This is a genomic window from Pseudomonas sp. P9_35, assembly GCF_034008205.1.
In the GTDB taxonomy this organism is placed as follows: Bacteria; Pseudomonadota; Gammaproteobacteria; order Pseudomonadales; family Pseudomonadaceae; genus Aquipseudomonas; species Aquipseudomonas kilonensis.
Genome location: NZ_CP125373.1, coordinates 563,592 through 586,930, shown reverse-complemented (window position 1 = coordinate 586,930; position 23,339 = coordinate 563,592). Strand labels below are relative to the sequence as shown.

Genomic DNA, 23,339 nt, shown 5'->3' with positions numbered 1-23,339 from the left:
CTGTCACCACAGGCGTCCGAGGCTCATGAATTCCACCCTTCCCCGCAGACCCCGTTGGCGCAGCCTGGCCTTGCTCGCGCTGTGCCTGGCGCCCTTGCTGTGGCCGTTGGAACACCTGGCCGAACGTTATTACCGCAGCGAGCTGGCCGGGCAGAACCGCCAGACCCTGGACCTCTACGTCGCCAACCTGTTGGGCACGCTGCACCGTTATGAGGTGCTGCCACAGATTCTCGGCGACCTGCCGGCCTTGCGCGCCGCCTTGTCGGCACCGGACGATGGCGTGACCCAAGGCAATGCCAACCGGCTGCTGAAAAACATCAGCGCCCAGACCGGCGCCGAAGTCATGTACCTGATGGACCCTTCCGGCAAGACCCTGGCCGCGTCGAACTGGGACAAACACGACAGTTTCGTCGGACGCAATTTCGCCTTCCGGCCGTACTTCATCGAAGCCATGGCCGGACACCTGGGCCGCTTCTTCGGCCTCGGCACGACATCGGCCAAACGCGGTTATTTCTTTGCCGCCGCCGTGCGCGACCGCGAAAAAGTCATCGGCGTGCTGGTGGTCAAGGTCGACCTCGACCACACCGAAAGCCTGTGGGGCAAGACTCCCGAACAATTACTGGTGACCGACCACAACGGCGTGGTCATCCTCACGTCGCGACAGGAATGGCGATTTCGCGCGACCCGGCCTTTGAATGACGCCGAGCGCGAGGCCATCAGCGCGGTACAGCCGTATCCGACCCGCGAGCCCAAGCCGCTGAACCTGAACGCCAACGCCTGGCTGACCCAGACCCAGTCCATCGAGGAAACCGGCTGGAGCGTAAGCATTCTCGCCCCGCGCACGTTGATTGATCGTCCAGTGCGCACCGTGGTCGCCATCGGTGGCGCGGCCTTGCTGGTCTTGATGCTGTTGCTCGGGCTGATGATGCAACGCAGGCGCCACTACCTGGATCGAATCGCCTTCGAAGCCAAGGCCCGTCACGAATTGGAAGGCCGAGTGGCCGAGCGCACCAGCGACCTGGAAGGACTGAACCGACGGTTGAAGCAGGAAGTGCTGGAGCGCGAACAGGCTCAGCAAGAGTTGGTCCGTGCCCAGGATGACCTGGTACAGGCCGGCAAGCTGTCGGCCCTGGGCACCATGTCGGCGAGTATCAGCCACGAACTCAACCAACCGCTGGCAGCGATTCGCAGTTACGCGGAAAACGCCGAGATTTTGCTCGATCACCAACGCACCGAAGACGCCCGGGGCAACCTCAAGCTGATCAGCGAACTGACCGGGCGCATGGCCTCGATCATCGCCCACCTGCGCGCCTTCGCCCGCCGCGATCGACATGCGCCGGAAAGCGTCGCTCTGCAACCGGCGCTGGACGACGCCCTGGCGCTGCTCGCCAAACGCCGGCGCAGCATGGAAGTGGAACTGATCCGCGACTTGCCGGCCGCCACGCTGTGGGTGGAGGCCGGCGAAACCCGCTTGCGCCAGGTACTCGGCAACCTGCTGGCCAACGCCCTCGATGCGCTCACCGAGAAAGGCCCACCGCGCAAACTCTGGCTCAGTGCCCAGGCCACCGAAACCGGCGTCAACCTGTACATCCGCGATAACGGCCCGGGGTTTTGCATGGAAGCCCTGGGCCGCGCCGGCGAACCCTTCTACACCACCAAGACCCGCACCCAGGGCCTTGGCCTGGGGCTGGCGATCTGCGACACCCTGATGCGCGCCTTTGGCGGCGAACTGTCGTTCGCCAACCACAAGGAAGGCGGCGCCCTGATCACCCTGAAACTGCGCGCTGGAGCCCCCGGGGTGAGCCTGCAACCGTCCGAGGACCGAAGTGTATGACCATCGACAACCGGATTGAGGTGGTGCTGATCGACGACGATCCCCATTTGCGTCAGGCCCTGAGCCAGACCCTCGACCTGGCGGGCCTGAAAATCCTGCCGCTGGCCGAAGCCAAGGGTGTGGCCGCGCAACTGCCCCGTGACTGGCCGGGCGTGGTGGTCAGCGATATTCGCATGCCAGGCATGGATGGTCTCGAACTGCTGGGCGAACTCCACGCCCAGGACTCAGAGCTGCCGGTGCTGCTGATCACCGGCCACGGCGACGTGCCACTGGCGGTGCAGGCAATGCGCGCCGGAGCCTATGACTTCCTGGAAAAACCTTTCGCCAGCGATCATTTGCTCGACAGCGTACGCCGCGCCCTGGCCTTGCGCCGGCTGGTGCTGGACAACCGCAGCCTGCGCCTGGCCCTGAGCGATCGCCATGAACTCAGCGCCCGCCTGGTCGGCCAATCGACACCCATGTTGCGCCTGCGCGAGCAGATCGGTGCATTGGCCGCCACCCGCGCCGACGTGCTGATCCTCGGTGAAACCGGAGCCGGCAAGGAAGTGGTCGCCCGTGCATTGCACGATCTTTCAGGCCGGCGCAACGGCCCCTTCGTGGCGATCAACGCCGGGGCCCTGGCCGAGTCGGTGGTGGAAAGCGAGCTGTTCGGCCACGAACCCGGCGCTTTTACCGGCGCGCAGAAGCGTCGTATCGGCAAATTCGAATTCGCCAACGGCGGTACGCTGTTCCTGGATGAAATCGAAAGCATGAGCCTGGATGTCCAGGTCAAGCTGCTGCGCCTGCTGCAAGAGCGCGTAGTGGAGCGGCTGGGGGGCAATCAACAGATCCCGCTGGATATCCGCGTGATCGCCGCCACCAAGGAAGACCTGCGCCAGGCCGCCGACCAGGGGCGTTTTCGCGCCGACCTGTATTACCGCCTGAACGTCGCGCCGCTGCGCATACCGCCCTTGCGTGAACGGGGTGAAGATGCGCTGATGCTGTTCCAGCATTTCGCCGACGAAGCCAGCGCTCGCCACGGGCTGCCGTCCCATGAATTGCAACCGGCACAACGGGCGCTGCTGCTGCGCCACAGTTGGCCGGGCAATGTGCGGGAACTGCAGAACGCCGCCGAACGTTTTGCCCTGGGCCTGGAACTGGCCCTGGATAACGCCGCGCCCGACGGCAGCCCCGGCGCACCGGTGGAAGTGGTCAGTGGCGGCTTGAGCGAGCAGGTGGAAAACTTCGAGAAAACCCTGATCGCCGCCGAACTGGCCCGCCCCCACAGCTCGGTGCGCAGCCTGGCCGAAGCCTTGGGCATTCCACGCAAGACCTTGCACGACAAGTTACGCAAACATGGGCTGCACTTCGGCGACAGCAGCCATGGTTCGGCCGATGAGTCCGATTGAGTTATCGTCATTTCCCGTTCAAGCAAAAGGCCCCGCAATGAACCGCGACAGTCGTTACCTGGAATCGATCCTGCACCACGACATCCCCTTGACCCGGGACATGGGCCTCAAGGTGCTCGATTGGCAGGCCCGACAACTGCGCCTGTCCTTGCCGCTTGCAGCCAACGTCAACCACAAGAGCACCATGTTCGGTGGCAGCCTGTATTGCGGCGCGGTGCTCGGCGGCTGGGGCTGGCTGCACCTGGCCCTGCGCGAGGAAAGCATCGAAGACGGGCATATCGTGATTCAGGAAGGGCAAATCAGTTATCCGCTGCCGGTGACCCGCGATGCGACCGTCGTCTGCAAAGCCCCCGAGGAAAAGGTCTGGAAGCGCTTCCTGGCCACCTACCGGCGTTACGGACGGGCGCGGCTGGCGTTGCAGACGCGGGTGATGAATACCGGCAGCGAGGACGTGGCGGTGCAGTTCGAGGGGCAGTACGTGTTGCACCGCTAAAACACTGCATACCCCTGTGGCGAGGTATCGCTGTGTGGGAGCAAGGCTTGCCCGCGATGGATGCGCTGCGGTCTTTCAGAGATCGAGGCGCCTGTATCGCGAGCAAGCTTTGCTCCCACAATCCCCTTGCCACAAAGGATCGAGCCAAGCTTAAGAGCGAGCAAGCTCCAGCAGTTTTGCACGCCACGCCGCTTTCGCCGGCAACGCCAGGAACGATGTATTCAACAGCGACTCACGCGGTGGATAACAGAACGGTTCGCCGCTCAAGTCCAACACCTCGCCACCCGCACCTTCCAATACACCCTGGGCGGCAGCGGTGTCCCACTGGGAGGTCGGCGCCAGCCGTGGATAACAATCCGCCGCGCCTTCAGCCACCAGGCAAAACTTCAACGAACTGCCAATACTGGTCAGTTGCAGCTCACCCAGGCTCCCGCTCAAGCCATCCAGCAGGCGTTCCTGCTCCGGGCTGGTGTGCCGACGACTGGCGACCACGGTAAAAACTTCACCTGGGGCCAGGACGTCACGAACCGCGATAGGCAAAGGTACGCCGCCCTTGTCGCCACGCCAGGCACCCAGCCCTGCGCCACCGACGTAAAAGCGTCCATTGGTGGGCATCGATACCACGCCGAACACCACACGGCCCTGCTCCACCAACGCGATGTTGACGGTGAACTCCTCGCTGCCGGAAATGAACTCCTTGGTACCATCCAGCGGGTCTACCAACCACCAGCGATGCCAGCCGGCGCGCACGCTTTGGGCAATATCGGCGTCTTCTTCGGAGAGGATCGGAATATCCGGGGCCAGCGCCATCAGCCCGGCCACGATCACATCATGAGCGGCCATGTCTGCGGCGGTCACCGGCGACTCGTCGGCCTTGTGGTTGACCTGCACGTTGGCGCGCCAGAACGGCAGGATCGCTTCACCGGCCTGGAGCGCCAGCTCGACTACAGGGGCCATCAACGGATGAGGGAAAGTCATGACAGGAACGCTCCACGCTGGGTCAGCAGGTCACGGGCCAGGTACAGCGCCGCCAAGGCCCGACCCTCGGTGAACTGCGGGTTCTGTGCCAGGGCCGACAGCTCACGCAGGTTGACCTTGTCCACGCGCATCGGCTCGGGCTCGTCACCCTCCAGCCGTTCTTCATACAGATCGGTTGCCAGCACCACCTGGATCTTCTGGCTCATGTAGCCGGGGGACAGCGACAGTTCGGTCAGGTGTTCCAACTGACGCGCACCGAAACCGGCCTCTTCCTTGAGCTCCCGTTCGGCCGCCGCCAGCACATCTTCACCTGGCTCGATCAAGCCCTTGGGCAGGGACAGTTCGTAGGCGTCGGTACCCCCGCAATACTCTTCCACCAACACAGCGTGGTCGGCATCGAGCATCGCCACGATCATCACCGCGCCATAGCCCGCCCCCTTGCTCGCCAGACGTTCATAGGTGCGCTCAACACCGTTGGAAAACCGCAATTTCAGTTCTTCCACGCAAAACAGGCGGCTGGTAGCGACGATCTGGCGATCGAGTATGGTGGGTTTCTGGCGCATAAACGGCTCCCTGGGCGATAGCGGGCTACTATACCCGGCCTATTCTGATTGTTTGTGTCGGATATCCGATTACCGCTGGAGAAGTTTTATGGCTTTGCTGCCCTGGCATGAGATCGATACGGTTCTGCTGGACATGGACGGCACCCTGCTGGACCTGCATTACGACAACCATTTCTGGCTCGAACACCTGCCCCAGCGCTACGCCGAACTGCATGGCGTGAGCCGGGCGATGGCCGAGATGGAGCTGCAGCCGCTGTTCGAGCGCAACGCCGGCCAGTTGCAATGGTATTGCCTGGATTTCTGGAGCGCCGAGCTGAAACTGCCGGTACGCGAACTGAAGCTGGAAACCGCGCACCTGATCGCCTTGCGCCCGGACGCCGATACCTTCCTGGCAGCGATCCAGCGGGCCGGCAAGCGCGTGGTGATGATCACCAACGCCCACCGCGATTCATTGTCCCTGAAGCTGGAGCGCATCGAACTGGCCCCTTACTTCGACCGCCTGATCAGCTCCCACGACTACGGCTTCCCCAAGGAAAACCCGCAATTCTGGGACGCGCTGCAAGCCGACTTGAATTTCGACCCGGCCCGCAGCCTGTTCATCGACGACACCCTGCCGGTGCTGCGCAGCGCCCGGGACTTCGGCGTGGCGCACTTGCTGGCCGTGAGCGAGCCGGATAGCCGCAAAGGGCCGAAGGACACAGGGGAGTTTGACGCGTTGGGGGATTATCGGGACTTGATTGCCGGGCTTTGAACCGCGCGGTATTCATCGCGAGCAAGCTCGCTCCCACAGTTGGATCGGGGCACGGCCGGAGAAATAGGCCGGCTGTCAGGCCGCCTCGCGAGCAAGCTCGCTCCCACAGGTCCTGCTCAAACAGAGCTGATGGGTGTACGACCGGGAGAATCAGGTCGGCTGTTAGGCCGCCTCGGCGTGGACGTTGATCTCGGCGCCCCGTTAACCACGCTGGCCGAACGCAGGTATTGCGCAGTGGGCATCCCGGCATGGATGCCGGGATAGCCGCGCTGGGCCATGGATGGCCCTTCGCGGCGGGCCCACGGAGCAATGCCGGAGTGAGGGCATGCCGAGCCTAAGCGAGGCACCGAGTGGTGGGGCAAAAGCGTTTTGCTTACTTTTGCGCTCTTCAAAAGTGAGCCGCCGTAAGGGCGGAACCCTAAGCGGCCGTTACCGCAGCAATGGATATGTACCCGATCAACAAAATCCCAGCCAGCTATCAGGCCGCCATCGCGAGCAAGCTCGCTCCCACAGGGGGATCTTTGTTCGCCACAGATCCAGTGTGGGAGCGAGCTTGCTCGCGATGAAGGCACCACAGGCCTGAAGGTTACTCGGGGATACGCAACACCTGCCCCGGATAGATCTTGTCCGGATGCGACAGCATCGGCTTGTTGGCCTCGAAGATCTTGTTGTACTTGTTCGCGTCGCCGTACTCGGCCTTGGAGATGGCGCTGAGTGTGTCGCCCTTCTTCACGGTCACGAAACGCGCCGCCTGTGCTACCGGGCCAGTCACCGTGATCTGGTCGTCGACACTGCCGACACCGGCGATATTGCCCACCGCCAACAGGATCTTTTCCTTTTCTTCCTGGCTCGCGACTTCACCGGTGACGATGACTTTGTCGCCGTCGATGGTCGCCTGGACATTCGGATTACCCAGGCCGACCTTTTCAATATGCGCTTTCAGTTGTTCGCCGGCATTGGCATTGCCGGGGGTCAGCAGATCGATCAGCTTTTCACCGGCTTCCTTCACAAAGCTAAAGATACTCATGGCACACGCTCCTTGATTTAAGTGTCCAGACGCAAAGACTAGACCAGGCGAAACGAACCCGGTTCCCAACCGACCAATGACCCCGCCACGCGCAAGCGCTAGAATCCGAACCTTCCTGCGCCCTGGAGCGAAGATGGACATCAAGCAGCTGAAATTTCTCATCGCGCTCGACGAAACCCGCCACTTCGGCCAAGCCGCCGCACGCTGCCACATCACCCAGCCGACCCTGTCGATGCGCCTGCGCAGCCTTGAAGAAGAACTCGACCTGCCACTGGTCAATCGCGGCCAGCGCTTTGAAGGTTTTACCGCGCCGGGGGAACGGGTACTGGCCTGGGCGCGCACGGTGCTGGCGGCCTATGACGGGCTGCAGGCCGAAGCGGCGGCCTGTCGTGGCAACCTGGTGGGTACGCTGCGCCTGGGCGTGGTGCCGTTGTCGGACTTCGACCCGCTGGCGATGATGCAGCGCTTGCACGCCGAGCACCCCAGCCTGCGTTTCGAATTGTCGTCCCTGAGCTCCGAACGCATCCTCGAACAGTTGGCGAACAACCGTATCGACCTGGGTATTTCCTACCTGGAACGCCTGGACAACGAACGCTTCGAAGCCCTGCCCTTCAGCCACACCCGCATGGGCCTGCTCTACGACCAGCGCTTTTTCTTTTTCGGCGAACAACCGCTGAGCTGGGAAGCGCTGATCGAACTGCCCCTGGGCATGCTCACCAGCGGCATGCATTTTCGCCAATCCATCGACCACAACTTCCACAGCCGGGGCCTCACGCCTCAACCGCTGTTGCAAACCGACGCGGTGCACCAATTGTTACAAGCTGTGCACGGCGGACTGTGTTGCGCGGTGATGCCCTTGGACAGCGGCCTGAATGTGCTGACCGAAGATTTGCGCATCCAGCCTATCGAAAGCGCGCAGACCTTAGTCCCGCTGGGCCTGATCATGCGGCGCGGCGCCCCACGTTCGGCCTTGGCAGAGGCCTGTTTTGCCCTTTACCAGAAATCATCGACGACTTCTTGATCGACGTCATCTATTGAGAGATCAGTAATAGCGATTAGACGTGGCAGATTGCCGCATTTAGTCTTAACACTATTCCTACTTTCAGTGATGCCTATGAACGACAAGCCTCCGGTCAGTCCAGCGCCAGCGATGGAAACATCCGCGCCGGCCGCCAGCCAGAGCTATCGCTACTGCAATCTGGACCACTCCCAATCGGACAGCACCGCGCTGGCCGAGGAAGTGGCGCTGGCGATTGCCTATAACGGCATCAGCCAGGCGGTCATGCTGGTCACCCCCACCGACCTTGAAGACTTCATCGTCGGCTTCAGCCTCGGCAGCGGCATCATTGAAGACGCATCGGACATCTATGACCTGCAACTGAGCGGCACCGGTGCGGCGCACCATGCCGAGGTGACCATCGCCAACCGCGCCTTCTGGAACCTCAAGCAGCAACGCCGGCAATTGACGGGCACCAGTGGCTGCGGCTTGTGCGGCGTGGAAGCAGTGGAACAGGCATTGCCCAACCTCAAGGTGCTGCCCGGCGCAGCGCTGCCACCGGCCCAATGGCTCGATGGCCTGCGTGACCGTATCAGCCAGTTCCAGCCCCTGGGCCAATACTGCGGCGCAGTCCACGCCGCGTTGTTCATGAACGCCCAAGGCGAATTGCTGCTGGGTCGCGAAGACATTGGCCGGCACAACGCCCTCGACAAACTGATCGGCGCGCTGGTCCGGCAGCAAATCCCGGTGGCCGGCGGCGTGGCGATCGTCACCAGCCGTTGCAGCCTCGAACTGATCCAGAAAGTCCTGCGGGCCGGCATCCAGACCCTGGTCAGCCTGTCGTCGCCCACGGGCCTGGCGGTGCAGTGGGCCCGCCAACACAACCTCAACCTCATCCACCTGCCGCAAAAAAGTGCGCCACGGGTCTACAGCCCTGCGATGGAGAAACAAGCGTGAGCAATCATCAACAAGCCGACCAGAAACCCGTACCGCGCTACAAGCCCTACAAGGGCCCAGCCGGTGGCTGGGGTGCGCTGATCAGCGTCGCTCAGGCCTGGCTGACCAGCGACAATGCGCTGAAAAACATCCGCATGATGCTCAAGACCAACCAGAATGGCGGTTTTGACTGCCCAGGCTGTGCCTGGGGTGACTCGCCGGAAAGCGGCGTGGTCAAGTTCTGCGAGAACGGCGCCAAGGCCGTGAACTGGGAAGCCACCAAGCGCCGCGTCGATGGTGCATTTTTCGCCAAGCACAGCGTGAGCTCGCTGCTGGAGCAGAGCGACTACTGGCTCGAGTACCAGGGTCGCCTGACCGAGCCCATGCGCTACGACGCCGAAACCGACCGCTACAAACCCGTCAGTTGGGAAGCGGCGTTCGACCTGATCGGCAAGCACCTGCAAGGGCTGTCCAGCCCGAACCAGGCCGAGTTCTACACCTCGGGCCGAGCCAGCAACGAAGCGGCCTACTTGTATCAGCTATTCGTGCGCGCCTATGGCACCAACAACTTCCCCGACTGCTCGAACATGTGCCACGAGGCCAGCGGCGTAGCGTTGTCCCAGAGCGTGGGCGTGGGCAAGGGCACAGTGACCTTCGACGATTTCGAACACGCCGACGCGATTTTCGTCTGGGGCCAGAACCCCGGTACCAACCATCCGCGGATGCTCGAACCACTGCGCGAGGCAGTGAAACGCGGCGCCCAAGTGGTCTGCATCAACCCGCTCAAGGAGCGTGGCCTGGAGCGCTTCCAGCATCCGCAGAACCCGATCGAAATGCTCACCAACGGCAATAAGCCGACCAACACCGCCTATTTCCGCCCAGCCCTGGGCGGCGACATGGCGATCTTGCGCGGCATGGCGAAGTTCCTGCTGCAGTGGGAGCGCGAAGCGCAGAATACCGGCGCTGCGGCGGTGTTCGACCACGCCTTCCTCAATGAGCACAGCACCAACGTGCTGGATTACCTGGCGGCGGTCGACGACACGCCGTGGGAACAGATCGTCGAGCAATCGGGCATGACCCTGGTCGAGATCGAGCAAGCGGCGCGCATGTACGCCAAAAGCGAGAACGTGATCATGTGCTGGGCGATGGGTATCACCCAGCATCGCCATTCGGTGGCGACCATCCAGGAAATCGCCAACGTGATGATGCTGCGCGGCAACATCGGCCGGCCAGGCGCAGGCCTGTGCCCGGTACGCGGCCACAGCAACGTCCAGGGTGACCGGACCATGGGCATCAACGAGCGTCCGCCAGCGGCGTTCCTCGATTCACTGGAGCGGCGCTTCCAATTCAAGGTACCGCGTGAAAACGGCCACAACGTGGTCGAGGCGATCCACGCCATGGCCGACGGCCAGGCGAAGGTGTTCATTGCCCTGGGCGGCAACTTCGCCCAAGCCACACCGGACAGCCATCGAACGTTCCAGGCCTTGGCCAATTGCGACCTGACGGTGCAGATCAGCACCAAGCTCAACCGCAGCCATCTGGCTCACGGCAAGGAAGCGCTGATCCTGCCGTGCCTGGGCCGCACCGACATCGATCTGCAAACCGAAGGTGCGCAAGCGGTGACCGTGGAAGACTCCTTCAGCATGGTGCATGCCTCCATGGGCCAGCTGCAGCCGCTGTCGAACCAGATGCGCTCCGAACCGTGGATCATCGCCGGCATCGCCGCCGCCACGCTGGGTAGCCGTCCGGTGGACTGGAACTGGCTGGTGGCCGACTACCGTCGCATCCGCGACCTGATCGCCGACACCGTACCTGGCTTCAAGGACTTCAACGAAAAGCTGAAGAACCCTGGCGGGTTCTACCTCGGCAATAGCGCCGGTTCACGGCGCTGGAACACCCCGTCGGGTCGCGCCAACTTCAAGCCCAACCGGTTGCCGACCGATCTTGTGCATGAACGCACCCGGGCCACCGGCCAGTTGCCCGACCTGATCATGCAGTCCATGCGCTCCCACGATCAGTACAACACCACCATCTATGGCCTCGATGACCGCTATCGCGGTGTGAAGGGTCAGCGTGACGTGTTGTTTGCCAACGAAGCGGACATCATTCGCCTGGGCTTCAAGCCGGGGCAGAAAGCCGACATCGTCTCGCTCTGGGATGACGGCCGCGAACGGCGGGTCAAGGGCTTTACCCTGCTGGCATTCGACATTCCTGCCGGGCAGGCTGCGGCCTATTACCCTGAAGTGAACCCGCTGGTGCCACTGGAAAGCACGGGCGATGGCAGCCACACCCCAACGTCGAAATTCGTCGCGATCCGCCTGGAAGCGGCGAGCGAGAATGGACTGATCCTGGCCAAGTCGGCCTGATATAACGTGCGAGTAGATTAGGTTGTGTGGGAGCAAGGCTTGCCCGCGATGAAAGCAGTGCGGTCTTTCAGAAATAGAGTCGCCTGTGTCGCGAGCAAGCTTTGCTCCCACACAGCTTTGCTCTCACAATCCTATTTTTCGAACGCCCACAAAAAAGGCCGTTTTCCATAGAAAACGGCCTGTCCGAAGTAGCTACAGACCGACCAATTTGCCTTAAGTTCCCACCGAAAAACAATAACTTAGAGAACTGTGCACAAGTCGTGTTACTCGTCGGATTTCTATTGTAACCAAGCGAAGCCAGCCTCAGGATCGCGCCGTCATCCCTTTGAGGCTCCTCTATGAAGTTCTCCTCCATTCTCTTGTTGTCCCTTAGCCTGGCCAGTGGCATCGCTTCTGCCGGTGGTACTGCCGAAGCAGGTGTGGGCGGCGCATTGGGCGGGGTTTTGGGTTCGGTCGTCGGCCAGTCCCTGGGCGGCAACACCGGCTCCACTATCGGCGCGGCGCTGGGCGGTGCGGGCGGTAGTGCAGTCGGCGCAGACAAACACAGCCGCGGCGAAGCGGCGATCGGCGGCGCGTTGGGCGCAGCCGGCGGCAACGTGGTCGGCCGTAGCGTCGGCGGCAGCACCGGCAGCCTGATCGGTGCGGCAGCGGGCGGCGGCGCTGGCGGTGCCCTGGGTAACTACATGGGCAAGGACGATGACGATGACCGTCGCTATGACGATCGCCGTGGTGATCGCCGCTACTACCGTGATGGCCACCCGGGTCGCGGCCATGCCTACGGGCACCGCAAAAAACATCATCGCTACTACCGTGACTAACGGCTGATCGTCACTAGCCGTTGAAGATCGCAGCCTCCGACAGCGCCCAGCGCTGACAGGAGGCTGCGATTTTTCGTTTCAGACCACCAACCGCTCCAAAGCCCCACGTAGGCGGTCCGGAATCGCCACCGGTCGATTCGACGCCCGGTCCACAAATACGTGAACAAAACGCCCCGCCGCGCACGCCTCCTCCTCGCCAACCTTGAACACCGCCAGCTCGTACTGCACCGAACTGCTGCCCAGCTTCCCGACCCGCAGGCCGATTTCAATCCGGTCAGGAAAGGCGATCGAGGCAAAGTAGTCACAGGCTGAACTCACCACGAACCCCACCACCTCTCCGTCATGGATATCCAGGCCACCGACTTCGATCAGGTAGGTATTCACTGCGCTATCGAAAAAGCTGTAATAGGTGACGTTATTGATGTGACCGTAGACATCGTTGTCGTGCCAGCGCGTGGTAATGGGTTGCAAGTGTCGGTATTCGTTGCGTTGGGGCATCAGGTGTCCTTTACGGTTGTTCACTGATATTGACGTGGCCCGGCCTCAGGCCTGCGCGAATCCCTTGCCCTGCGCGACCAAATCGCCGATCAGGCGCGCAGGTTTCCATTGGTCGCCCTGCTTCGTTTCGAGCTCCAGCAGGCGTGCGTGAATATCTTCCAACCCCTGCCCGTCGGCCCAGGCCATAGGCCCGCCTTTGTCCGCAGGGAAGCCATAGCCGTTGAGATAGACCAGGTCGATGTCGTGGGCAGACTCGGCAATGCCCTCCTCCAGGATTTTCGCCCCCTCGTTGACCAGCGCCAGCAAGCACCGCTCGAGGATTTCCTCCGGGCCAATCTCGCGCCGTTGAAAACCCAGCGCTTCACTGACCTGTAGCACCAGCGCATCGACCTCGACATCATGCTCGGCCTGTCGACTGCCCGGCTCGTAGTGATAATACCCATTGCCGCTTTTCTGGCCGAACCGTCCCAGCTCGCACAACCGGTTATCCACCTGCACCTCGGGCGCATCCTGGCCCTTGCCCGCCAGCTCACGGGCGCGCCACTCCAGATCGATGCCAACGACGTCGTACATACGGAACGGCCCCATGGCGAAGCCAAAGCCTTGCAACGCCGCATCCACCTGATAGGGGAATGCCCCCTCCAGCAGCATCTTGCGCGCTTCCAGCACATACGGATGAAGCATCCGGTTGCCAATGAATCCATGGCAATTGCCTGATACAACGCTGACCTTGCCCATGCGCTTGCCCAGCATCAACGCCGCGTCCAGAACCGCTGTGGAGGTGTGTGCACCGCGAACGATTTCCAGCAACTTCATGATGTGCGCCGGGCTGAAGAAATGCAGGCCCAGGACCTGGGCCGGCCTGCGGGTGGCAGCGGCAATGGCATCGATGTCCAGCGCCGAAGTGTTGCTCGCCAGGATGGCCTCGGGCTTGAGCAGGCCGTCCAGCTCACGAAAAATGTTCTGTTTGAGTTCGAGGTTTTCGTAAACCGCTTCGATCACCAGGTCCACATTGCGGATCGCCGCGTAATCATCCGCCCGTGTCACCCGGGCGATCCGCGCGTCAGCCTCGCCCTGATCGAAACGGCCCTGACGCACGCCATGGGCATAGGTCTCGGCCACGGCCACCAGTGCCTGCGCGAGCATCTGTGGATTGTTGTCGACCCACTGTACCGCCACGCCCGCGTTGGCCAGGCACATCACGATGCCCCGCCCCATGGTGCCTGCACCGACCACCGCGGCACGCTGAATATCGAAAGGTGTCTGGCTCATGTTTGCTCTCTTGTTGGCGATCCAAAGACAGCCTTCACCTTAGTCAGCCACCGAATGTTTTTGAAATTTATTCGTGTGATGCAGGGCATTCAGCGAATGGATACAGCTCACAGGTGCGCTTGAGCCCACTGACGAACTTCAGCGTATGGATACGCTTCCAATGCGGCATACCCACGGATCTTCCGCGCCTTCAATCGGGTGAACAGCGGCACGCTGATTCCGCACAGGAAGCGGGTAAGGCGCTCGGCAGACGGCACGCTGCCGCTGTGCTGCTCATGCTTGTGGATAAAGTCGCCACACAGCGCCTCGAAGTTTTTATCCACAAGCGCCGGCAAAGCAGGCGGCTCCGGCAGGCAAGCGACATGACCATGGCACACCGAGCAATGGCCACACTGGCGTGGCGCATTGTCATCGCCGAAATACTGCGCCAGGCGATAACCCAGGCAACGGTCGGTGGCGAACAATTCAAGCATGGCGTGGATCCGCGCGATTTCACCTTGTTCGTGTCGGGTGAAATAGGCGTGTAGCTCGGCACTCAAGACCTGCGTATCCAGGTCCGTTTGCAGCACGCTGTACACCTCGGTCATCTGTTTGCTTTCCAGCTCGATCCAGCCCTTTTCCTGGAAATAATCCAGCGCCTTGACCACGCGATTACGCTCAGCATGATATTGCTGGTACATCCCATCGAAATTTACCGTGGCCCAGGCCCGGGCGCGACTGGAGGTCTGGATGATGGCCGAGACGAAGTCCCTTCGCTCGCCTTCGAAGCGCTCCAGCAGTTCTTGCGGCTCCGTCAGAAACTTGAAGCGGTACTCCGCGAAATAGGCATAGCGCGGCGCGATCAGCCGACGTAGCTCCAATTGGACCAACAGCGTCTTGAGTGGCAGCTGCCGGATGTTGCTCTGGTCAGCCAGGGGGCCCAGCAGAAACTCCCATTGCCCATCGGCGGCAGCGGCCTTCAGCTCATCGAGCACGCAACGAATGCCGGCAAGTTCCGGCGTATCGCCATACACAAAGTTTTCCAGCACGTTGAGGCTGTCGCGGTTGGCCAGTACCAGGCAATCGGAAGGTTGCCCGTCCCGCCCTGCCCGGCCGATCTCCTGGCTGTAGTTTTCGATGGACTTGGGCAGGTCGAAATGCACGACATTGCGGATATCGCTCTTGTCGATGCCCATGCCGAAAGCGATGGTCGCGACGATGCAATTGGATTGCCCGCCCATGAACCGCCGCTGGATATCTTCGCGTTGTTCATGGGGCAAACCGGCGTGATAGGCCTCGGCCTCGATACCGTGCCGGCCCAGGTGTTCGGCAATCTGCTCGGCGGTTCGCTGCAAGGTCACGTAGACGATGCTCGGCTGCCCGGCACGCTCGCCCAGCCATTGCACCAGCCGTGCGCGCTTGTCGGCACCCAGCACGGGCTCGACCAGCAGATTGAGGTTCGAGCGGTAGAAACCGGTCGTCACCACATCCGTGGCAGCGATGGCGAATTTCGCCTGCATATCGGCGATGACATTGGGTGTAGCGGTGGCCGTCAGCAGCAATACCTGAGGAATATTGAACTCACGCTGGTAATCGGGAAGCTTGAGGTAGTCAGGTCGAAAGTTATGCCCCCATTCGGAAATACAGTGGGCCTCGTCCACCACCAGCAACGAGATCGGCACCTGCTGCAGGAAATTGCGAAAGCGCTCGTTCTTCAGGCGCTCCACGGAAATCATCAGGATCTTCAACTCGCCCGACCGGGCCCGCGCCATGGCGTCGTTGGCTTCGTCACGGCCCTGGGCCGAATCGATACTCGCCGCCGCGATGCCGTGGCGCTTGAGGAACGCCAACTGGTCCTGCATCAGCGCTAGCAACGGTGAGACCACCAGGGTCAGGTGCGGCACTAGCAGGGCCGACAATTGATAACACAGGGACTTGCCCGAGCCGGTGGGAAAAATGGCCGCCGCCGACCGACCGGCCAGCACGGCGCCGATGGCCGCCTCCTGCCCGGGACGAAACTGTGGATAACCGAAAACCTGTTCCAGGGTGCTGTGCATGCGCGGTCGCTCCTTTGACTGCTGCGAAGCCCAAAGCCTAGCGCGGCAACGCGGCGAGTCGAGAAAAGGTCGGGGGCAAAAACAATACGGGATGATACAGCCTGGTGCCAAAAACTTGGTTCAGGAAATAACCATGGGAAATCCAAAGGGATCTACCGCCTAACGGCGTTGGCGGTTGGACTCAAGCGTGATAATTACCAAACCTCCCGATAATCAAAAGACACCTGATAGTCATACACCGACAAGTCCAAAACATGTTTGAAATGTGGTTGCAACATTCCAACCCATTCAGTACTCACGTCAAAATTTCCGTTATTGATATCGTTTTTTACCGAACGACCAAGATTGTCAATAATCACAAAATCATCTTCAAAATCCTTGGAATATTCTTTTTCAACCAGAACCTCCGTCTCTTTATCAAACCATCTCAATCTGACTTTTAATCCCATAGCATCCTCAAAGAAATTTTTTGATATTACGTTTCGGATTGGCTTTTTTCTTCTGCTCACCCGTAAGGTGATCAAATGAACCTAGATGGCTGCCATCGCTCGATCGATATACCTCTAACTCCGCGTGCCTGGAATCCCATTCATAAATCTTCCTCCCTTTAGCGTCCGTCCATCGCTCTCGAAAACCACCGCCGCCTTGACGTGGAGTCTTGGCCTTAACTTCGATCAAGTCATCAAAACCAGCTATTTCATATGTTTTTGGTGCCGGATGATAATCATGCTCAGCCTCCGGCAGGCCTTTGCGCCGAATGTTGAAAACAACATACAACGGCGAAACCCCAGAATCCGCCGGAAACACAAGAATGAAATCCTTGTACTCCGGCGGATAGATCGGGTTGACGATGATGCTGTCCGCCGCAGGCGTCGGCGGGAAAATCCAGATGTGCGGGGCCTGTGGCGCGGCCTCCAATGCCGGGATGCCCTGCGTGGCGGATGGATCGACCGCCGGCGTCCAGATCAACTCGACCCCATCGCCAAAGTCCGCCACTTGCTGCTCGCCGCGGGCCTGGAACGTCACCACAGGAATCATTTCCCAGTCACGTCGTGCCTGGGTGTTGTAGCCGTACCCCTTGAGCGTGCCATCGGCCTGAGTTTCGACATGCAACCGCACCCGCGTACGTGCCTGCTCCAGGGAGCGCAGTTGCTCTTCGGTGTACAACGAACCGTCACCCAGGTTCGAGGGCATCAGCAACCCCACCAGACCGATCAGTACACCCGCCGCCACAGGAGCGCTGACCGCGCCAGCAGCCCCCGCCGCCACGCCAAGGGAGGCCGGCATCGTCCGACCCAAGGCAAACGTACCGAAGCTTGCCGGTAACGACCCACTGATACTCTTAAGCTGAATGCGCCCTGACTCGTCAGCTTGACGGCCACCCAACAAGGTAAATTGGCCGTACTCCCTCAGGGCTTCAGTCGGGATGTAGCCGCTCGGGTTGTGATAGTCGATAACCGAATCAGGCAGCTTGCAGGACTTGGCAAATACGCTGCCCTTCACGTCGAAAGGTGATGCCTCGCGGACCTGGGCCAGACGCTCCCTCATGTACGCCGTCTGCCTGGCGAGCATGGCCTCATAGGCGTGTTGATCGGCATCTCTTTTTGCCAGTTCGCTGGGGGTCATGGCCCGCAGGATCCTGTAGCCTCGATCGCCACCGTAATGCTCCCAGACCTGCGGAACACTGGTCTTTCCTTTCGTCATGCTTCATCCCTGCTCGGTCGCCGTTACCCCATTGAAAGGGCGTGGCGAACCTTACCGAGCGGCCAGGGAAATACTCAGCAGACGGTTCCGAGACTACTGTGAGACCTTTCTTCTTTTTCCAATGGCCAGCGATTCCCCCTAAACTTTCCCTCCAGACAGACGCACGCCAACGCCCCGGAAACCTCACCATGCACCTCGCCCCAGACTTCCCCGACGATCACGCCATGCGCCAGCTCATGGAGCTGCTCCACGAAGAAATCGGCCTGCCTGAACGCAAGACGATCCGGCTGGACACCGCGATCAATCTCGACCTGGGTTGCGATGGCGCGGATGCCCGGCACCTGATGGAGGCACTGGAGGAGCGCTTCGCCATCGAGCTCATCGACTATGACGCCTACCGCTATTTTCAGCCTGAAGGGTTCGATGTGTTTCAAAAGCGCAGGGCCAAGGGCCGGGGGAACAAGATGCCACTGACCATCGGCATGCTTTACAAGGCGATCAAGGCGCAACGATGGGATACGCGGGAAGTGGAAGAGGCCTAGCGGATCGGGGCGCCTCAAATAGTCGCCCATAAAAAAACCGCCCATGAAGGGCGGCTTTTTCATTCGCTAACCAAGTTTTACAGCTGTGGACCGGCAGCCTTGATCGCGTCGCTCACGTCGAACTTCTTGAAGTTCTCGGTGAACAGACCGGCCAATGCCTTGGCCGCTTCGTCGTAGGCAGCTTTGTCGGCCCAGGTGTTGCGTGGGTTCAACAGGACAGTCTCGACGCCTGGAACAGCCAGCGGCACGTCCAGGTTGATGATGTCCAGGTGTTCGGTTTCAGCACCGATCAGCGCGCCGCTCTGGATCGCCGCGATCACCGCACGGGTGGTCGGGATGTTGAAGCGCTTGCCAACGCCGTAGCCGCCGCCGGTCCAGCCGGTGTTGACCAGGTAGACCTTGGAGCCGAAACCACGGATGCGCTTGATCAGCAGCTCAGCGTACTCACCGGCTGGACGCGGGAAGAACGGGGCGCCGAAGCAGGTGGAGAAGGTCGACTTGATGCCACTGCCCGAACCCATTTCAGTCGAGCCCACCAGTGCGGTGTAGCCGGACAGGAAGTGGTAGGCGGCTTGCTCTTCGCTGAGGATCGACACTGGCGGCAGTACACCGGTCAGGTCGCAGGTCAGGAAGATCACGGCGTTTGGCTCGCCACCGAGGTTTTTCGGTGCGCGTTTTTCGATCAGCTCACGCGGGTAAGCGGCGCGGCTGTTCTGGGTCAGGCTGTCGTCGGCGTAGTCGGCTTTCTTGGTGACCGGGTCCAGTACGACGTTTTCCAGTACGGCGCCGTGCTGGATGGCTTTCCAGATAACTGGCTCGTTCTTCTCGGACAGGTCGATGCACTTGGCGTAGCAGCCGCCTTCGATGTTGAAGACCACGCCCACGCCCCAGCCGTGCTCGTCGTCACCGATCAGGTAACGGCTTTCATCGGCGGACAGGGTGGTCTTGCCAGTGCCCGACAGGCCGAAGAACAGGGTCACATCGCCTTCTTCGCCCATGTTCGCGGCGCAGTGCATCGGCAGCACGTCAACGGCCGGCAGCAGGAAGTTCTGCACGGAGAACAGGGCTTTCTTCATTTCACCGGCGTAGCGCATGCCGGCGATCAGCACTTTCTTGGCCGCGAAGTTGATGATCACGGTGCCGTCGGAGTTGGTGCCGTCACGCTCAGGCTCGCAGACGAAGTTCGGCGCGTTGAGGATCTGCCACTCGTCCTTGCCACCGGCGTTGTATTGCTCGGGGTTGATGAACAGGCAACGGCCAAACAGGTTGTGCCACGCGGTCTCGGTGGTCATCTTGACTGGCAGGTAGTGCGCAGGATCGGAGCCTACATGCACGTGGGATACGAAACGCTCGCGCTCGCCCAGATAGGCTTCGACGCGGCTCCACAGGGCATCGAACTTGTCGGCCGGGAACTTGCGGTTGATCGGGCCCCAGGCGATGGCGGCCTGGGTGGTTGGCTCTTCCACGATGAAACGGTCGACTGGCGAGCGACCGGTACGATGACCGGTACGAACAACCAGCGCGCCAGTATCGGCAAGCTCGCCTTCACCGCGATTCAGGGCTTCTTTGACCAGATCATCGACACTCAGATCGGTGTACACGGCGTTATTGGCTTGCGTCATGAGATTCCCCGTCGGCCCGTGGCCGAGTGCTCCAAACGTTTTGTAGTAGGAAGTCGCGCACTACTACCCGAAAAAAGTGGGCCGGATTATGCCAGAAAACCCCAAAAAGAGTAGGGCCCTCCCGTCAGTACGGCGTAAATCCGGCACTTGCCAGGAGATTTACCTGCGCTGAAACGTTTTAGTGACGAGTATCTGACGGTGTGTCGACACCCGCACCCGCGAACAATTGAGCGATGTCCGCCGCGTCGAACAGGTAGCGCTCGTTGCAAAACTGGCAATCGACCTCGATGGCACCGCCATGCTCGATCACCAGTTGCTGCGCATCTTCCAGACCCAGACTGACCAGCGCATTGGCGGAACGTTCACGAGAGCAACTGCATTGGAAGCGCAACGGCTGTCCGTCGAACAAGCGTACCTGCTCCTCGTGATAGAGGCGATGCAGCACGGTTTCGTTGTCCAGGCTCAACAGCTCATCGGCGCTCAGAGTGCTGGCCAGAGCGGTGACGTGCTGCCAACTGGCGTCGCGTTCTTCCGGGTCGCGCAGGCGATCGGCAGGCAGTTGCTGCAGCAGTAAACCGCGAGCCCGCCGCCCGTCGGCGTAGAGCCAGAAGCGGGTATTGGTCTGCTGGGACATGACAAAGTAGTTGGTGAAGCAATCGGCCAGGGTTGCCCCGTCCAGATCGACAATTCCCTGGTAACGCTGGCCTTGGGTCGGATCGACCGTGAGGGCCAGCACGCCATTGGGCATCATATCGGCCAGCGTTGCGTCAGGCCCGATCTGCTCGGCGTCATAACGGGCCAGGCCACGGATTTCGCGCTCACTGGAGCACTCGATCATCAGCAACGGCACCGGACCATCGGAACGCGCCTGGAGAATCAGCAAGCCATCGAACTTCAAGGTGCCCACCAACAACGCCGCAGCCGCCATCAACTCGCCGAGCATTTGTGCGACCGGCTCCGGGTAGGGGTGCTTGGCCAGGACTTCGGCGTAGCTACGCTCCAACGCCACCAGCTCGCCACGGGCGTCGCTGTCATCGAAGATGAAACGTTGGGTGTAGTCGGTATCCGGTAAATCAGTCATAGGGTCTGGTATCTGAGGTGATGACAAATGATGGCAGGCATTTTATGAGCATTCAGGGTGGGTTCCAAGCAAGGCTTGGGTTTGCCTGACGGGAAGGTACTGCCCACCTACCTGTAGACGCTGCGTAGGAGCTGTGTAGGAGCTGTGTAGGAGCTGTGTAGGAGCTGTCGAGTGCAACGAGGCTGCGATCTTTCCCCAGACAATTGAGTCGCGAGCGAATGATCAAGATCAAAAGATCGCAGGCTTCGCCAGCTCCTACAGAGCCCAGCGGGAGCAAGCTCCCTCGCCACGGATAGCCTCGAATGACCGATGTTTTATTCGCTATTGCTGCCATGAAACTTGAACAGGTCCCGGCGCTGCTTCTTGCTCGGCTTGCCGTCGGTGCTGACCCCCAGGGCGCCGGCCTTGCGTTGCGCGGCGGCGGTTTCACGCTTGGCGATACTGGCTTCGGTTTCGCGATACAGCGCCTGCGCTTCAGGCGCGCCGCGACGCACGATCGACAAGGCTTCGACCACCACGGTCTTTTCATCGAAGCCGGTGCGGATGACAAATTCATCGCCAACGCGTGGCTCCTTGCCGGGCTTGCAACGCTCTCCCCGGTGATGAACCTTGCCGCTTTCGATGGCGGTCTTGGCCAGGGCCCGCGTCTTGTAGAATCGCGCCGCCCACAACCATTTATCGAGACGGACCTTGTCGTCCTCTTCCTTTTTTTGTGCCACTGCCATTCCTCTTTTCTGCCAATAGCCGGAACTGTACTACCGTTTTTGTCGGGCGCACGAATCCGGCCCGACGGATAGAATGCCCACCAAATCGCCTCCACATGCATGGCTTGGCTCGAAATCGGTTACAAGCACAAACAAGCGCGTAGATAACTGTCGCCATTTTGTGATTATTCTGCGTGAATACCGCGATTCGCGGAGTCCACGATCCGATGTACTGATCGCAGGTTTTTTTATTGAAGACTTTTGACCATTTGACCGTTGTCGGTCTGCGCGAGTGGGTGGCGCTCCCGGATCTGGGAGTCGTGGGCCTGCGGGCAAAAATCGACACCGGCGCCAGCACCTCCAGCCTGCATGCCACCGACATCGAGCCATTCGAGCGCGATGGCGAAAAGTGGGTGCGCTTCACTGCGCACCTCGGTACGGTGGTGCAGTTGCGCCATCGCCGCTGCGAAGCCCCGCTGGTGGCCCGCAAGACAATAAAAAGCTCCAACGGCCACGCTCAGGTCCGCTACGTGATCAGCACCACGTTGGCACTGGGTGATCGGATCTGGCGGGTCGAGTTCACCCTTGCCTGCCGCAAGTCCATGCGATACCGCCTGTTACTGGGTTCCAAAGCCTTGATCGACGGCCAACTGGTGGTCAATCCGGGTATCAAATACGTTCAAGACAAGCCGGCATTCCCGGTGTCCACTACCTCTGCCACAGGTGTTGCATGAAGATCGCTGTGCTGTCGCGTAATCCGCGTCTGTATTCCACTCGTCGCCTGGTTGAAGCCGGGACCGAACGAGGCCATGAAATGGTGGTGATCGATACCCTGCGCGCCTACATGAACATCGCCAGCCACAAGCCGCAGATCCATTACCGTGGCAAACCGCTGGAAGGGTTCGACGCGGTGATCCCGCGCATCGGCGCATCGGTGACGTTCTATGGCTGCGCCGTGTTGCGTCAGTTCGAAATGATGGGGGTGTTTCCCCTCAACGAGTCGGTGGCCATCGCCCGCTCCCGGGACAAGTTGCGCTCGCTGCAGTTGCTGTCACGGCGCGGAATAGGCCTGCCGGTCACCGGTTTTGCCCACTCCCCCGACGACATTCCCGACCTGATTGCGATGGTCAACGGCGCACCGCTGGTGATCAAGGTGCTGGAAGGCACCCAGGGCATCGGCGTGGTCCTGTGTGAAACCGCGACAGCGGCGGAATCGGTGATCGAGGCGTTCATGGGCCTGAAGCAGAACATCATGGTCCAGGAGTACATCAAGGAAGCCGGTGGCGCGGACATTCGCTGCTTCGTGGTCGGCGACAAGGTGATTGCCTCGATGAAACGCCAGGCCAAGCCCGGAGAGTTCCGCTCCAACCTGCATCGCGGCGGCAGTGCCAGCCTGATCAAGATCACCCCGGAAGAACGCATGACCGCCCTGCGGGCCGCGAAAGTCATGGGCCTGGCCGTGGCGGGCGTGGACATCCTGCGCTCCAACCACGGACCGCTGGTGATGGAGGTCAACTCCTCGCCAGGCCTGGAAGGGATCGAGACCACCACGAGCAAGAACGTGGCCGGGATCATCATCGAGCATTTGGAAAAGAATGGCGGGCCGAACATGACCCGAACCAAGGGTAAGGGCTGACTCAACACAAAACCCTTTGGGAGAGAGCCTTTGTGGGAGCCGAGCTTGCTCGCGATGAAGGCGCCTCGGTCTACTGGAAGACCCTGTTATCGT

The 23,339-nt window shown here is 60.9% G+C and carries 22 protein-coding genes; 11 read left to right on the top strand and 11 right to left on the bottom strand.

Going from position 1 to position 23,339, the window contains the following annotated elements:
* Positions 1-25 precede the first annotated feature (25 nt).
* From QMK47_RS02545 to QMK47_RS02535, 3 genes are read left to right on the top strand one after another with little or no spacing between them, the layout of a single operon-like run.
* The gene (locus tag QMK47_RS02545) at positions 26-1,834 is read left to right on the top strand and encodes a sensor histidine kinase (RefSeq protein WP_072342767.1); all 1,809 of its coding nucleotides are present in this window, start codon (positions 26-28) and stop codon (positions 1,832-1,834) included.
* Complete coding sequence (locus tag QMK47_RS02540; protein WP_258690184.1) at positions 1,831-3,222, top strand: sigma-54-dependent transcriptional regulator; 1,392 nt, start codon at positions 1,831-1,833, stop codon at positions 3,220-3,222. Before QMK47_RS02545 ends, QMK47_RS02540 begins: the two co-directional genes overlap by 4 nt.
* 37 nt (positions 3,223-3,259) lie before the next feature.
* Positions 3,260-3,715, top strand: a complete 456-nt coding sequence (locus QMK47_RS02535; protein WP_258690183.1) for a thioesterase domain-containing protein — start codon at positions 3,260-3,262, stop codon at positions 3,713-3,715.
* Positions 3,716-3,865: 150 nt separating this feature from the next.
* Here QMK47_RS02535 and cysQ read toward each other — a convergent pair whose 3' ends face one another.
* Together cysQ and nudE are read right to left on the bottom strand one after the other, a co-directional pair.
* Entirely contained in the window at positions 3,866-4,693 is an 828-nt protein-coding gene (gene cysQ / locus QMK47_RS02530) for a 3'(2'),5'-bisphosphate nucleotidase CysQ (protein WP_214510972.1), read from the bottom strand.
* Complete coding sequence (nudE, locus tag QMK47_RS02525) at positions 4,690-5,256, bottom strand: ADP compounds hydrolase NudE (RefSeq protein WP_003196729.1); 567 nt, start codon at positions 5,254-5,256, stop codon at positions 4,690-4,692. The genes cysQ and nudE overlap by 4 nt, the downstream gene beginning before the upstream one ends.
* 88 nt (positions 5,257-5,344) lie before the next feature.
* Between nudE and yrfG the strand changes: the two genes are divergently transcribed.
* Positions 5,345-6,007 (top strand): GMP/IMP nucleotidase, encoded by a 663-nt coding sequence (gene yrfG, locus QMK47_RS02520; RefSeq protein ID WP_214510974.1) that lies wholly within the window; start codon positions 5,345-5,347, stop codon positions 6,005-6,007.
* A 586-nt stretch (positions 6,008-6,593) separates the two neighbouring features.
* Here the strand turns inward: yrfG and lysM are convergent.
* Complete coding sequence (lysM, locus tag QMK47_RS02515) at positions 6,594-7,034, bottom strand: peptidoglycan-binding protein LysM (RefSeq protein ID WP_253470944.1); 441 nt, start codon at positions 7,032-7,034, stop codon at positions 6,594-6,596.
* Positions 7,035-7,167: 133 nt separating this feature from the next.
* Between lysM and QMK47_RS02510 the strand changes: the two genes are divergently transcribed.
* From QMK47_RS02510 to QMK47_RS02495, 4 genes are all read left to right on the top strand, one after another.
* Positions 7,168-8,055, top strand: coding sequence for a LysR family transcriptional regulator (locus tag QMK47_RS02510; RefSeq protein WP_003196722.1), 888 nt, complete (start codon positions 7,168-7,170; stop codon positions 8,053-8,055).
* Positions 8,056-8,148: 93 nt separating this feature from the next.
* The gene (gene fdhD / locus QMK47_RS02505) at positions 8,149-8,988 is read left to right on the top strand and encodes a formate dehydrogenase accessory sulfurtransferase FdhD (RefSeq protein WP_253470942.1); all 840 of its coding nucleotides are present in this window, start codon (positions 8,149-8,151) and stop codon (positions 8,986-8,988) included.
* On the top strand, positions 8,985-11,333 hold the full coding sequence (locus tag QMK47_RS02500) for an FdhF/YdeP family oxidoreductase (protein WP_253470940.1): 2,349 nt from the start codon (positions 8,985-8,987) through the stop codon (positions 11,331-11,333). Before fdhD ends, QMK47_RS02500 begins: the two co-directional genes overlap by 4 nt.
* Positions 11,334-11,671: 338 nt before the next feature.
* Complete coding sequence (locus QMK47_RS02495) at positions 11,672-12,151, top strand: glycine zipper domain-containing protein (RefSeq protein ID WP_212798541.1); 480 nt, start codon at positions 11,672-11,674, stop codon at positions 12,149-12,151.
* A 78-nt stretch (positions 12,152-12,229) separates the two neighbouring features.
* Here QMK47_RS02495 and QMK47_RS02490 read toward each other — a convergent pair whose 3' ends face one another.
* The 5 genes from QMK47_RS02490 to QMK47_RS02470 form a co-directional block, all read right to left on the bottom strand.
* Complete coding sequence (locus tag QMK47_RS02490; RefSeq protein WP_214510978.1) at positions 12,230-12,649, bottom strand: acyl-CoA thioesterase; 420 nt, start codon at positions 12,647-12,649, stop codon at positions 12,230-12,232.
* 45 nt (positions 12,650-12,694) lie between these two features.
* Entirely contained in the window at positions 12,695-13,921 is a 1,227-nt protein-coding gene (locus tag QMK47_RS02485; RefSeq protein WP_320389762.1) for a 3-hydroxyacyl-CoA dehydrogenase, read from the bottom strand.
* Positions 13,922-14,028: 107 nt separating this feature from the next.
* Complete coding sequence (locus QMK47_RS02480) at positions 14,029-15,957, bottom strand: RecQ family ATP-dependent DNA helicase (protein WP_320389761.1); 1,929 nt, start codon at positions 15,955-15,957, stop codon at positions 14,029-14,031.
* A 194-nt stretch (positions 15,958-16,151) separates the two neighbouring features.
* Complete coding sequence (locus QMK47_RS02475; protein WP_320389760.1) at positions 16,152-16,406, bottom strand: colicin E3-like toxin immunity protein; 255 nt, start codon at positions 16,404-16,406, stop codon at positions 16,152-16,154.
* A gap of 7 nt (positions 16,407-16,413) precedes the next feature.
* Complete coding sequence (locus tag QMK47_RS02470) at positions 16,414-17,661, bottom strand: colicin E3/pyocin S6 family cytotoxin (RefSeq protein ID WP_320389759.1); 1,248 nt, start codon at positions 17,659-17,661, stop codon at positions 16,414-16,416.
* Positions 17,662-17,849: 188 nt separating this feature from the next.
* On the opposite strand from QMK47_RS02470, the gene QMK47_RS02465 reads away from it, so the two are divergent.
* Positions 17,850-18,203 carry a DUF1493 family protein gene (locus QMK47_RS02465; RefSeq protein WP_253470928.1) on the top strand — a complete coding sequence of 118 codons (354 nt, stop codon included), beginning with the start codon at positions 17,850-17,852 and terminating at the stop codon, positions 18,201-18,203.
* Between the two features lie 77 nt (positions 18,204-18,280).
* Here the strand turns inward: QMK47_RS02465 and QMK47_RS02460 are convergent, their stop codons facing one another.
* The 3 genes from QMK47_RS02460 to QMK47_RS02450 all read right to left on the bottom strand — a co-directional run bounded on the left by QMK47_RS02460 (position 18,281) and on the right by QMK47_RS02450 (position 21,625).
* Positions 18,281-19,825 carry a phosphoenolpyruvate carboxykinase gene (locus tag QMK47_RS02460; protein WP_214510985.1) on the bottom strand — a complete coding sequence of 515 codons (1,545 nt, stop codon included), beginning with the start codon at positions 19,823-19,825 and terminating at the stop codon, positions 18,281-18,283.
* A 178-nt stretch (positions 19,826-20,003) separates the two neighbouring features.
* On the bottom strand, positions 20,004-20,906 hold the full coding sequence (hslO, locus tag QMK47_RS02455) for an Hsp33 family molecular chaperone HslO (protein ID WP_018608788.1): 903 nt from the start codon (positions 20,904-20,906) through the stop codon (positions 20,004-20,006).
* Positions 20,907-21,220: 314 nt separating this feature from the next.
* Positions 21,221-21,625, bottom strand: a complete 405-nt coding sequence (locus QMK47_RS02450; protein ID WP_003196700.1) for an RNA-binding S4 domain-containing protein — start codon at positions 21,623-21,625, stop codon at positions 21,221-21,223.
* A gap of 254 nt (positions 21,626-21,879) precedes the next feature.
* Between QMK47_RS02450 and QMK47_RS02445 the strand changes: the two genes are divergently transcribed.
* Positions 21,880-22,344, top strand: a complete 465-nt coding sequence (locus QMK47_RS02445; RefSeq protein ID WP_170845936.1) for an ATP-dependent zinc protease — start codon at positions 21,880-21,882, stop codon at positions 22,342-22,344.
* Positions 22,341-23,246 (top strand): 30S ribosomal protein S6--L-glutamate ligase, encoded by a 906-nt coding sequence (gene rimK, locus QMK47_RS02440; protein WP_003196697.1) that lies wholly within the window; start codon positions 22,341-22,343, stop codon positions 23,244-23,246. The genes QMK47_RS02445 and rimK overlap by 4 nt, the downstream gene beginning before the upstream one ends.
* The last annotated feature ends 93 nt before the right edge of the window (positions 23,247-23,339 follow it).